The sequence below is a fragment of the Oceanobacillus sp. HCA-5259 genome, from assembly GCF_037892815.1.
Lineage (GTDB): Bacteria > Bacillota > Bacilli > Bacillales > Amphibacillaceae > Oceanobacillus > Oceanobacillus indicireducens.
This window is the reverse complement of record NZ_JBBKBV010000002.1, coordinates 195,633-206,836: the sequence shown is the minus strand read 5'-3', so window position 1 is coordinate 206,836 and position 11,204 is coordinate 195,633. Positions and strand designations below refer to the sequence as shown.

The 11,204-nt window shown below is 38.7% G+C and carries 13 protein-coding genes; 8 read left to right on the top strand and 5 right to left on the bottom strand.

Annotation, left to right across the window (positions count from 1 at the left end):
- Positions 1-179 precede the first annotated feature (179 nt).
- Complete coding sequence (locus WKU33_RS02205; protein WP_340452959.1) at positions 180-965, top strand: STAS domain-containing protein; 786 nt, start codon at positions 180-182, stop codon at positions 963-965.
- 68 nt (positions 966-1,033) lie between these two features.
- Here the strand turns inward: WKU33_RS02205 and sspL are convergent, their stop codons facing one another.
- Together sspL and WKU33_RS02195 are read right to left on the bottom strand one after the other, a co-directional pair.
- Positions 1,034-1,174, bottom strand: a complete 141-nt coding sequence (gene sspL / locus WKU33_RS02200) for a small, acid-soluble spore protein L (RefSeq protein ID WP_188859354.1) — start codon at positions 1,172-1,174, stop codon at positions 1,034-1,036.
- A 170-nt stretch (positions 1,175-1,344) separates the two neighbouring features.
- Positions 1,345-1,509, bottom strand: coding sequence for a hypothetical protein (locus WKU33_RS02195; protein WP_188859352.1), 165 nt, complete (start codon positions 1,507-1,509; stop codon positions 1,345-1,347).
- Positions 1,510-1,963: 454 nt separating this feature from the next.
- Between WKU33_RS02195 and WKU33_RS02190 the strand changes: the two genes are divergently transcribed.
- Both WKU33_RS02190 and WKU33_RS02185 read left to right on the top strand, forming a co-directional pair.
- Positions 1,964-2,164, top strand: a complete 201-nt coding sequence (locus WKU33_RS02190; RefSeq protein WP_336252176.1) for a CsbD family protein — start codon at positions 1,964-1,966, stop codon at positions 2,162-2,164.
- Between the two features lie 131 nt (positions 2,165-2,295).
- The gene (locus tag WKU33_RS02185) at positions 2,296-2,436 is read left to right on the top strand and encodes a hypothetical protein (RefSeq protein WP_188859348.1); all 141 of its coding nucleotides are present in this window, start codon (positions 2,296-2,298) and stop codon (positions 2,434-2,436) included.
- A 52-nt stretch (positions 2,437-2,488) separates the two neighbouring features.
- Here the strand turns inward: WKU33_RS02185 and WKU33_RS02180 are convergent, their stop codons facing one another.
- Positions 2,489-2,944 (bottom strand): CoxG family protein, encoded by a 456-nt coding sequence (locus WKU33_RS02180; RefSeq protein WP_336252177.1) that lies wholly within the window; start codon positions 2,942-2,944, stop codon positions 2,489-2,491.
- 234 nt (positions 2,945-3,178) lie between these two features.
- On the opposite strand from WKU33_RS02180, the gene sspO reads away from it, so the two are divergent.
- From sspO to pcp, 5 genes are all read left to right on the top strand, one after another.
- Entirely contained in the window at positions 3,179-3,328 is a 150-nt protein-coding gene (gene sspO / locus WKU33_RS02175) for a small acid-soluble spore protein O (RefSeq protein ID WP_188856219.1), read from the top strand.
- Between the two features lie 153 nt (positions 3,329-3,481).
- Complete coding sequence (locus tag WKU33_RS02170; protein WP_340452955.1) at positions 3,482-4,051, top strand: hypothetical protein; 570 nt, start codon at positions 3,482-3,484, stop codon at positions 4,049-4,051.
- Between the two features lie 398 nt (positions 4,052-4,449).
- Entirely contained in the window at positions 4,450-5,133 is a 684-nt protein-coding gene (locus WKU33_RS02165; protein WP_336252180.1) for a DUF969 domain-containing protein, read from the top strand.
- Positions 5,134-5,138: 5 nt separating this feature from the next.
- Entirely contained in the window at positions 5,139-6,062 is a 924-nt protein-coding gene (locus tag WKU33_RS02160; protein ID WP_156857137.1) for a DUF979 domain-containing protein, read from the top strand.
- Between the two features lie 46 nt (positions 6,063-6,108).
- Entirely contained in the window at positions 6,109-6,756 is a 648-nt protein-coding gene (pcp, locus tag WKU33_RS02155; RefSeq protein ID WP_156857138.1) for a pyroglutamyl-peptidase I, read from the top strand.
- A 194-nt stretch (positions 6,757-6,950) separates the two neighbouring features.
- Here the strand turns inward: pcp and WKU33_RS02150 are convergent, their stop codons facing one another.
- Together WKU33_RS02150 and WKU33_RS02145 are read right to left on the bottom strand one after the other, a co-directional pair.
- Positions 6,951-8,735: a glycoside hydrolase family 13 protein gene (locus WKU33_RS02150; protein WP_340452951.1), complete on the bottom strand. Its 1,785-nt coding sequence runs from the start codon at positions 8,733-8,735 to the stop codon at positions 6,951-6,953.
- A gap of 138 nt (positions 8,736-8,873) precedes the next feature.
- Positions 8,874-10,970: an alpha-amylase family glycosyl hydrolase gene (locus WKU33_RS02145; protein WP_340452949.1), complete on the bottom strand. Its 2,097-nt coding sequence runs from the start codon at positions 10,968-10,970 to the stop codon at positions 8,874-8,876.
- Between the last annotated feature and the right edge of the window lie 234 nt (positions 10,971-11,204).

Sequence of the window (11,204 nt, the reverse complement as noted above, 5' to 3'; positions counted from 1 at the left end):
ATATACAGTCCGTAAATACCTGATTCTGTTCAACTAACATTCAGTGGGGGGAAGGAATTCCCCACTGAATGAAGTTTCACTTTACGAGCAGTTTTTAATTACAAAAGGGGGGGCATCAATTGGCACATACTTACAACGTTCAGTCATTTATTAAGAATAACAGGGGAGATTTCCGGTCGATGCTATTATCGGAGGCCGGGAATGTTACGGAGAAAATCAATCATATTTTAATAGAGGGAAACATTGATCTTTTGAAAAATGCAGAGCATATCTGCCTTTATGTATTGAGAGACAAGGAGAAGGAGCTCATCGCTTTTGCAGAAAAAGAAGGCATTACCTGGGCAAAACACGCTTTGACGCTATCCTTTAAATTGGAGTGGGTCCATGCAATAAGACGCACGTTATGGCATCTCCTTCATGAATGTAACCCGTCCGGCACTACTTCAAATTCGCTGGATGATTTTTTTGAGTTGGAGAAGAAAATAAACGATGGAATTGATGAATTTTTAAATACTTTTTTCATCAGTTATTCCAAATACAAAGATGAATTGTTCTTGAATCAGCGAAAACTTGTTGAACATCTGACAGTTCCAATCATCCCGGTTAGCTCTACGGTAGCTGTTTTACCGCTCATCGGTGAGTTCGATTCTTACCGAATGGAAATTATAGTGGAAAAAGTATTAAATGAAATAGCAAGATTAGAGGTAGAAACATTGATTATCGACTTGTCTGGTATCCCCGACATAGACGAATATATTATCCATACCTTTCAAACCGTGTTACATGGAATACGAATGATGGGTTCCAAGTCGGTCCTGACTGGCTTAAGGCCACAACTTGCGAAGAAAATAGCCTCTTTAGGAGCAGGCAATACTTTACAGACGGAAGTGAAAGGAACTCTCCAGCAAGCCCTACAGGAATATTTGACGGCGGAATCTGGAAAACTTGAGCACTTACCATCATAAGCAATTATTTCAACCTATTTCTCACATTTAACAAGTAGCTGAACCAGGGACACCCCTGATTCAGCTACTTATATTTTTGTGTTTTTCTTTTTTGCTCGCTGTTCCAATTGTGATTTAGGCTCCTGATTAGCAACATCCTCTGAATACCCTTGTGGATTCACGCTGGATCTAGCTCTTTTTTTCTTTGCATGGTCTGTTTCTTTTGACATGACAGCACCTCCAAGATTTAGTATGTGAAACGTTCTCATATATATACATGACCTCGTAGCGCGAGAAAATCGAAGTGGATAAATTCGTAGTATGAGGAGAATAGGATGAAAAACGTACGACAGCAATGACAAAGCACCCCGTGAAATCCCCAGGGTGCTTAAAGTGAATGTTAGTTAAGAAGATTGTTCCGATACACGTCCATCGTAAGCTTTCTTTCTTTTTCACGTCGTTGATTCAATTCTGACTCGAGCTGTCTAATGTAATGCGGGGGAAGGTCATGTTTTTTCGCCTGAAGCAATGTTTCCTCGAGGTACTTATCCGATTGATTCATCATGGTGCACATACCTCCTTTTTAATATTGAGAAACAATAAAAAATTTGCCCCGTAATGGGAGGCACAGTTTGTACGTTGCTGTGCAAATGCTCTTCGGTGGGACGAGTAATCGCAGTCCCAGGTGTTGCGAAACGAATCGCGTTTTAACCTGCAAGAGCGCTTGCGCCTTCGTACTATTATTGTTTCCGCTTACATGGAAGGTAAACGTAAAACTGGCTTACAAAATAGGGACAAGTTTATTACAGATTATGACAGAAATAGAAAAGTTGCCTTATGGTCATTCTATGCATAAAATCTCGATTTATGAATAAACCAAGAACAAACACATCTAGATAAAGAAGAGTTTGTTGCAGGTAGTTGTGTAGAGATTATATCCGTTGTCCACACTTCAATGTCAGATATATGTTTAATAATGATGAAGAAGGGAAATTTGTACACTGAAAGGAGTGGGCAACATGAGTGAAGGTTTCAAAAACAAAGTAAGTGGCGAGATTGATAAGGCTAAAGGAGAAGCGAAGGATAGGTTTGGAAAAGCAAGAGGTGATCTCTCCAAACAAGCCGAAGGGAAATTTGATAAGGCAAAAGGTGACGTTAAAAAGAAAATGGGAGAAATGAAAGATAAATTTGATCATGACTCGTCCGACCAAACAAAATAAATAATCTTATAAAGTTAAATGAGAAAGTGCTTTGCATTGCAGAGCACTTTTATATTGTCTCATACGCCCTGCTCGAATAATTCCACTACCAGAAGGGAAACTAATACAAATCTCTAAAGGAGGCTAAATTCATGGAAGAAAATAAAAATCGCCAATTTAAAGAACGTGGCCAAAGTGGCGAGCATCGCAATGGCCGTAAAAGTCAATTTAAGAATTATAACGCTGAAAAAGGAGAGGAACCGAACGAATTTTTGAGTAAGCGAGATGAATGAATTTAACCAATAAAAGAGCGGAGAATCCACACTCCGCTCGAAACGTAAAACCTTAAGCCCGTTCTCCAACTACCTCTTTCATCCTATTAGCAACGGAAATCGTCAATTTCTCGGTCGTTTTTGGGACAAACTTTTTTAAGATTTTATTAATCATCGGGCTCATCGCTCCACGAGCAGTTATATCTAAATAACCAGTCATTTTCGTGGAATTTTCATCAACTTTCTCTGCATCGAAATAGCCACCACCAGAGAAATTGTCAGACAGGCCGGAAAGATTGAAGGTAACAAAGTTCGGTTCTTTCCACTCGGTAATATCAACTTTTAGTTTGATTGTTTTCTTCATGAAGCCTAAATCTCCTTGAAACTCCCAGGTGGATTCGGAGTCATTAATAAGTTCATGGTTGATATAACCGGGGACAAGCGGAGCCCAGTTATTAATGGAACTTACAAACGTCCATACTTTTTCGATTGGTAAATTTAACCGTGTGCAATGTGATCCGTTAGGCATGATTTCATTCTCCTTTAATCAATTTGGTATACTCTTGCTTCATATGCGAGTAAACATCCTTGTATACGTGATTTGTACATATGTACAAAAATTTTCTTTATCCAGCTGCATGATTGTTGAATTAGTTAAATCTTATTATAATTTAAAATTCCGATGATGGGAAGTAGAGGGAATCTTTGTATCAGCTTATAATTTCCCTTCAAACGCTAAAATATATAATAAGGAGGTGTTTCGATGACGAAGAAAAAGTTAAGTAATGGTGGCTTCAGTGATGAGCAAGCTGTACGGAAAAAACTTTCCAAGAGTTTTGACCATGAATTTGCCAATGAGCCATTAACAGCGAATGAAAAGCTTAATAATAAAAAAACGAAGAAGCGTCAATAGCCTCGGTAACGGGAAAAAAAAGCTGGAGTTCAATAAATCGAACGACAGCTTTTTGTTCTTAGTAGTCGGTGCCCGAGATGCGCTTCAATTATTAATGCAGGCTTCTCAAATCTCCGTAGACAAGCTATAATAGTAACAAGGAGGGGAGAACCAGTGGAAGAAAAGGTAGCTTTGAAGGAAATTTTAAATGTATTACATGAACATTCGAAGCAGATCAATGAAAAAATGGACAAGCGCTTTGATGAAGTCGATCAGCGCTTCCAAGAAGTGGACAAGCGTTTTGATGAAGTCGATCAGCGCTTCCAAGAAGTGGACAAGCGTTTTGATGAAGTCGATCAGCGCTTCCAAGAAGTGGACAAGCGTTTTGATGAAGTCGATCAGCGCTTCCAAGAAGTGGACAAGCGCTTTGATGAAGTCGATCAGCGCTTCCAAGAAGTGGACAAGCGCTTTGATGAAGTCGATCAGCGATTTCAAGAAGTAGACAAGCGCTTTGATGAAGTCGATCAACGCTTCCAAGAAGTGGACAAGCGCTTTGATGAAGTCGATCAACGTTTCCAAGAAGTGGATAAACGCTTTGATAAAATTGATCAAAAGTTCGATAGTCTAAACCAAAAAGTAGGTGGAATTCGGATTGAACTTCAAGAAACGCAGGAAACAGCTGAATTTGCCGCAAGTAAAGTTATTCAACACGAAAAAGAACTTCGCCACATTAACACACAATAACTGTCCCCCCATACGATAATATTTCCTTACAATAAAGCCCTTGGCAACTTCCATTGAAGTCTCCAAGGGCTTAAAAGTCTCCAGGGAACATTACGAATTCTTGCTTTATATCGTTGAACCGCTGTATAAGGAGCGGTACGTACTTGCTTAGGACGCGGTATTCTTCTTTTTTCCATTTCTCATCGAAAGTTAACATTTCCAGTAACTTTTTCAAAAAAAATTTTCACGAAATGTTATGCGCTTGCATTACCATCAATTCAAGCAAACAGCTTAAAATGGACCTTCATTTCCTATTTATCTCCACTTGAGCTAGAAACTTCAATAAGCTATGATAGTAAGCATATTATTTTGATTTTTTAAATCAGCAAGATTTTTACATCTAAGAGGGAAGTGATCGTTTGGAATGGATAAAGTTAATTGGTATTGTCGTTATCGTCGTAGGCTTTTTATTGAAATTTGATACGATAGCAATTGTCATCATAGCTGCACTTGCAACTGCACTTGTTTCTGGTTTATCATTCCCGGAATTTTTGTCCAGTTTAGGTCAAGCATTTGTTGATAACCGGATTGTTACGCTGTTCTTACTGACATTACCATTGATTGGACTAGCTGAATCGCATGGGTTAAAAGAACAAGCGGTAAAACTCATTCAAAAGGTGAAAAGTTTAACAGCAGGGAAATTCTTAAGCGTTTATTTATTTATCCGCGAATTGGCGGGATTGTTCTCGATCCGTCTAGGTGGACATCCGCAATTTGTTCGTCCATTAGTTCAACCAATGGCGGAGGCTGCTGCAAAAACTACTGTTGGTGAATTAGATGAGAAAGAAAAAGAACAAATTAAAGCTAGATCCGCAGCTATGGAAAACTACGGTAATTTCTATGGTCAAAATACGTTCGTTGCAGCAGGTGGTGTCCTATTAATCTCTGGTTCACTAGAGTCACTAGGCTATCATGCACCAGCTATTGAAATTGCAAAAGCCTCTATTCCTATTGCAATTATCATGATTATCGTTGGGATTATAGATAACCAGCGATTTGATAATAAACTTAAAAACAATCAATCTAAAAGGAATAGGGGGTAGAGGTTATGGAAACATTTTTCGCTAATTTATTAGAATTTTTCTTTATTCTTATAGGAATTCAACTAGTTTATACAGCAGTTCGCGTATTTATGGATGAAACAAACCCTACCCGCTTAGGCAGTGGCTTATTCTGGTTGATTATCGGAGTTCTATTCGCTGTAGGTGAATACATCCCTTCTATGATAAGTGGTATTTTAGTAGTCATTCTTGGTGTGTTGACACTGTTCAAACAAGTAAATATGGGAGACGTCTATAATCCGGATCCGAAGAAAGCTGATGCTGAATCCGACCGTTTGAATAATAAAATATTTATCCCGGTCATATTACTGGCATTAATTGCATTAGTGGTTGCTACAATAATACCTGAATCTAGTGCATCGGTAATTGGTATTTCATCTATCATTGCGACGATCGTTGCTGTTGTTATTATTAAACCTAAAAATAGAGAGATTCTTATTGAAAGTGACCGGATGGTACAGCAAGTTGGTACAACAGGTATGCTGCCGCAATTACTCGCAGCCCTTGGAGTCATTTTTACGGTCTCTGGTGTTGGGGACGTTATTGCTGATATAATTGGTGGTATTGTTCCCGAGGGCAGCCAGTTAGCAGGTGTTATTGCATACGTAATGGGGATGGTTATCTTTACGATGATTATGGGTAATGCATTTGCGGCATTCACGGTTATTACAGCAGGAATTGGAGTTCCATTTGTCATGGCCGCGGGCGGTGACCCTGTTATTGCCAGTGCGCTCGCCATGACTGCCGGATTCTGCGGGACGCTCTTAACACCGATGGCTGGGAACTTCAATGCTCTCCCGGTTGCACTCCTGCAAATGAAGGATCAATTTGGCGTCATAAAAGTTCAAGCACCAGTTGCTGTTACAATGATCGTTATCCATATCGGGTTAATGTATTTCTGGGCATTTTAGTATTAATTAACAACGCACACAACATGAGATATAGGAGATGAAAGAAATGAAAATTTTAGTTACAGGTTTTGATCCATTCGGTGGAGATACGACTAACCCTGCGATTGAAGCAGTGAAAAGACTGCCTGATGAAATCAAAGGGGCTACAATCATCAAATTGGAAATCCCGACTGTTTTCTTTAAAAGTGCTGAAGTTGTAAAAGACGCAATGAAGAAAGAGGAGCCGGATTATATACTAAACATTGGCCAGGCAGGAGGCCGTTTCGGGTTAACACCTGAGCGTGTAGCAATCAACCAAGATGATGCACGCATTCCTGATAATGAAGGGAATCAGCCAATTGATACGCCGATTCAGCCAGACGGAGAAAGTGCTTATTTCTCCCAATTGCCGATAAAAGCGATGGTGGATGCGATGAAGAATGCAGGTGTTCCAGCATCTATTTCCAATACGGCAGGTACTTTCGTTTGTAACCATATCATGTATCAAACACTTTATTTGACGCATACAGAATTTCCAAATGCGAAGGCTGGTTTCATGCATATCCCGTTCTTAACGGATCAAGTGATTGATCGCCCGGAGACAGCATCGATGAGCCTTGATGATTTAGTAAAAGGGATCACAGCTGCAATCGAAGCAATTGTTGAATTTGATGGTAAAGAAGATGTGAAAATGGTTGGTGGAGCGACGCACTAATCATTTATAACGATTGAGAAAACCACAGAGGTGTTATCCTCTCTGTGGTTTTTACTATAGAAAAAAGTAACAGATAGGATAAGTGGACGGATAAAATTTGATGTCAGGACAGTTCTTGTGGTTTATTTTAACAAGAACTGTCCTTAGGTAATTTAATCATCTAGGGTCGTAATTTTCTAGCTTTAAATTATCTATTAATTCTTATACTCAAAAATGCGAAAACCCAATGGAGAGACTTTTATCTTATCTAACGCTGTCAGTTGAATAAGCTCTTGGGAATAGGCTGAATTGATGCTAGTTCCAACAACTAGTTCACTACAATATTTTTCAGGAAAATCTGGTAAAGCTAATGTCTGCTCCTCCGTACTATTATTTACAACAAAAAGGATACGCCGGTTACCCGCTTGCTTTTGATAGACTAATGTATTTGCTTCATTATCGTACATAACGATTTGGAATGTACCATCATTTCCAAAAGCAGGAATTGTTTTTCGCATTGTAATCAGATTTTTAACATACGTAAACAACTCTTTATCTTGCTTCGTTTCGTCCCATATCATACATGCGCGACAACCCGGATCTTGACCGCCTTCCATCCCAATTTCATCCCCATAATAGATACAAGGTGTACCAATGAAAGAGAGCTGAAAGAGATATAGAAGTTTCACACGATCCAACTCGCCATCTGCTAATGTCAAAATCCGCGGTGTGTCGTGGCTATCAAGCAAATTAAAGGCAACTTCATTCACATTCGCCGGATACATATGCAATACGTTGGTAATGGAATTCGCGAAGTCTTCAGGAGATCGCTCATTTTTTGCAAGAAAATCGATTGCACTATTTGTAAACGGATAATTCATGACAGCATCGAATTGGTCGCCGCCAAGCCAAGGCATTGAATCATGCCAAATTTCTCCTAATATATAAGCATCCGGTTTCACTGCTTTCACTTCTTTTCGAAAATCTCTCCAAAACTGGTGATCCACCTCATTCGCGACATCTAAACGCCACCCGTCAATATCAAATTCTTCAATCCAGTAGCGGGCAACTTTCAATAAATAGGCTTTCACTTCCGAATTTTCCGTATTGAGCTTCGGCATGGATCCAACAAAGCCAAACGCATGATAGTTTGGTACTGGCTCTGGTTTTACAGGGAATTCTCGAAGATGGAACCACTCCGTGTAAGCTGATTTCTCTTGTTTATCCAGTACATCTTGAAATGGAGGGAAATAATAGCCGCTATGATTAAATACCGCGTCAAGCATGACACGAATTCCCCGCTGGTGACATTCACGCACAAGGCGGCGGAAAGTTTCCTTATCTCCAAATTGCGGATCAATTTCCATGTAATCAATCGTGTCATATTTATGATTGGAATATGCTTTAAAAATTGGTGTGAAATAGATGCCATTAATTCCTAAATCAACTAGATAATCCAGGGAATCGATTACACCTTGGAAATCACCGCCAAAGAAGTTTGTAGCAGTCGGTGCAGCCGATCCCCATGGTAAAGTTCCCTCTGGATTTAATGATGGGTCACCGTTTCCAAACCGTTCTGGAAAAATTTGATACCAAACAGTGTCCTTAACCCAGTCTGGTGCTTGGAAGACATCGATTTGATTCAAGTATGGGAAGCAGAAGTAATTGGAAATATCTGCTGGAGGATCAGAATAAATACCACTCTCCATGTAATAGCATGTTTCACTAGAATCCGTACAGCGAAATCCATAGCGCATCCGGTAGAACTCAGGTTTTACGGCGATAAACCAATAATCATGTAAAGCGGTCGATCCTGACTTGATCATTTCAACCGTTTGCGTTTGCCATACCTCATCTTTCCAGTCATACGGGTCTCCAAACAGAAGTGCAACAGACTCCATATCATTCTTTTTCGTTTGCAGTACGATATGTAATGTTTCTTTGTCATAAGCGTATGCGAAGTTATTCTTTGGGCGGTGGTAGATTGCTTCTTTTAGCATTTAATTTTCTCCTTTCTAAAATAGAAACCCCGATTTCCGTAGTGTTGGAAATCGGGGTTGTTGTCATTTGTACAAAGCATTGCCCTTAAGTTGTTCTCCATTTAATGTAATGTAAGCGGATTAGGTTGTCAATAAAATTTATTGTTGCCAGTCTACAATTACTGTATCAGTCCCATCTTGAGGAGTTGTAACAGAATGGTTAATACCGGACTCCCACTCCACGTTTCCTACAGCGTCTTTTTTAATGAATTTATACTCTATGCTTTCATTGGCAGGAACACTTATATCATAATACCAACTAGGATACTCATATATAACTTGATTAAACATTGGCCCTATTGCTTCATCAGGATTCCAATTTCCTAGTTCGCTTACATTACCAACAATATAAACGTTCGAACCAAGAGTAGTAAATGCGTTATTTACCACAAAACGCATCGTTATTTGTTTACCAGTTAGTAATTCGAAATCATTATATGAATTACTACTATTATTATTTGCTGTGTAAACGGTTATATCATGTTTACCAGGATTGATGTTTGGAAGAAGAATTTCTATCTCTGTGTCAGACCAAGATTGAATCTCTACAGTAGATGAACCTAATTGAACTGTTCCCTCTTCAGTACCAAATCCCTCCCCATTTATCGTAACCGTATTTCCAGCTTTACCTACCATCGGACCGACATGTCCTATAAGTGGTGTAGTAGAAGATTCAGTGTACTGCCAAACGGATACGGCTCTTGGGCTGAGATTAAACGAGTCTACTGAACCATTTGAACTTACAGTTATATTATTACCGTCTAATAGAGTGTTCAGTTCATCATTATACCCTCCCTCTGGTAAAGAGGTATTCAAATTGGTAATATTATAACTTTCATGTCCACGATTTACAGCGGTAACAACAACATTATTTCCAAATTTTCTTTCATAAATATAAACATCAGAGTTTATCCAACGTTCATTGGTATCTCCGTATCCAAGTGCAGGGTTGGATTGTCTCAGCGATGTAAGTTGACTAGTAATTTGATAGGCATTTGTTGATGTATCAAAATTAGTCAGCGGTTTTCTGTTATCAGGATCGCTATCTCCAGTTAAATACTGTTCAGTTCCATAATATATAGTCGGAACACCTCGAGAGGTAAGTAATACAGCAAGGGCGATATCTGTATGTCTATTCGAGGATTCTTCTTCTGAAAATCTGCTCATGTCATGATTGTCTATAAAAGTTACTTGATCGATAACTTCATTATAATCTACAGAAGAGCTGTCAATCATTTCATGGAAATCGTACCAGTCAGAACTCCCGTCTTTCAATACATCACGGATTGATTGTCCGAATTGAAAATCCAGAAGACTCATGCCGCTCTCATTTGCAAAATGATGATTTTGTGGATCAATCTCACCCGATCCTAAAAACCACTCACCAAATGTAAAAACGGGTTCATAAGCATATATCTCACTCATTAAAGAAGTTTGCCAACCCTCTGGCATATGTTTAACAGCATCAACTCTGATTCCATCTATGCCTTTATCTAACCATAGCTTAATAGATTCTTTTAAATATTGATCCATTGTATCATTATGCAAGTTATAATCTGCCAAATCGTATAAGTTTCTATAGATACTGTCTTCATAGGAGGAAAAGTCGGTCCCGCCATTGTGATGGAATATATTTAATGGATCATTTGAATAGCTTCCCAATAATGTTCCGTTGTCGTATATGGCACCATTTTCTGCATAAGAAGGATCTGTCTCTAAAGCAGGGGAAGAATGATTAGGCGTGAAATCTACAATGACTTTTATGTTATTTGCATGTGCCGTTTCGATTAAACGGTCAAAATCATTGAAATCTCCATAATAAGGATTAGTTTTCTTATAATCTCTAGCCCAATACCCATGATAAGATGTATACCCACTGGGATGAAGTGCATAAACGTTTTCAACAGGTTGTGAGATCCAAAGTGCAGTTATTCCTAATCCAGTTAGGTAACCATCGTCTATTTTATCGATAATCCCTTGCCAGTCTCCTCCACAATATTTGTGAAGATTACTGCAGTCTGAACTATAAATATTGCCAGATGGATTATTTGTTGAATCTCCGTCGTAAAATCTATCAGTTACTATTTGATAGATAACATCTCTAGAATAATCAACCTTGTTTGAAACATCAGACTGCGCAGCCGTTGAAAAAGAAAAAGTGAAAAATAAAAATAAACTTAATGCAATCGATTTCATTAAAAGCCTTCTTTTATTCACCATATCACTCCTTAATAGTATGAGTTTTTTTAACTACACCCTCCTTCCTAGCAATATAATTAACCCCGGCTTTTATTTAATTAAAAGCCGGGGTTGTCTGTGATAACAAATCATTGCCCTCAAATTTTATATTTAAGTGTTTTCAAAGATGTTACTCAATTAATATCATAAATAGAGGGACTTATCAATGGGTATTTAGTATTACTTTTATCA

Excerpts from the sequence above, each read along its gene's own strand:
- WKU33_RS02205 (WP_340452959.1), top strand. The coding sequence starts at position 180 with ATGCTATTATCGGAGGCCGGGAATGTTACGGAGAAAATCAATCATATT.
- sspL (WP_188859354.1), bottom strand. The coding sequence starts at position 1,174 with ATGTCAAAAGAAACAGACCATGCAAAGAAAAAAAGAGCTAGATCCAGC.
- WKU33_RS02195 (WP_188859352.1), bottom strand. The coding sequence starts at position 1,509 with ATGATGAATCAATCGGATAAGTACCTCGAGGAAACATTGCTTCAGGCG.
- WKU33_RS02190 (WP_336252176.1), top strand. The coding sequence starts at position 1,964 with ATGAGTGAAGGTTTCAAAAACAAAGTAAGTGGCGAGATTGATAAGGCT.
- WKU33_RS02185 (WP_188859348.1), top strand. The coding sequence starts at position 2,296 with ATGGAAGAAAATAAAAATCGCCAATTTAAAGAACGTGGCCAAAGTGGC.
- WKU33_RS02180 (WP_336252177.1), bottom strand. The coding sequence starts at position 2,944 with ATGCCTAACGGATCACATTGCACACGGTTAAATTTACCAATCGAAAAA.
- sspO (WP_188856219.1), top strand. The coding sequence starts at position 3,179 with ATGACGAAGAAAAAGTTAAGTAATGGTGGCTTCAGTGATGAGCAAGCT.
- WKU33_RS02160 (WP_156857137.1), top strand. The coding sequence starts at position 5,139 with ATGGAAACATTTTTCGCTAATTTATTAGAATTTTTCTTTATTCTTATA.
- pcp (WP_156857138.1), top strand. The coding sequence starts at position 6,109 with ATGAAAATTTTAGTTACAGGTTTTGATCCATTCGGTGGAGATACGACT.
- WKU33_RS02150 (WP_340452951.1), bottom strand. The coding sequence starts at position 8,735 with ATGCTAAAAGAAGCAATCTACCACCGCCCAAAGAATAACTTCGCATAC.
- WKU33_RS02145 (WP_340452949.1), bottom strand. The coding sequence starts at position 10,970 with ATGAAATCGATTGCATTAAGTTTATTTTTATTTTTCACTTTTTCTTTT.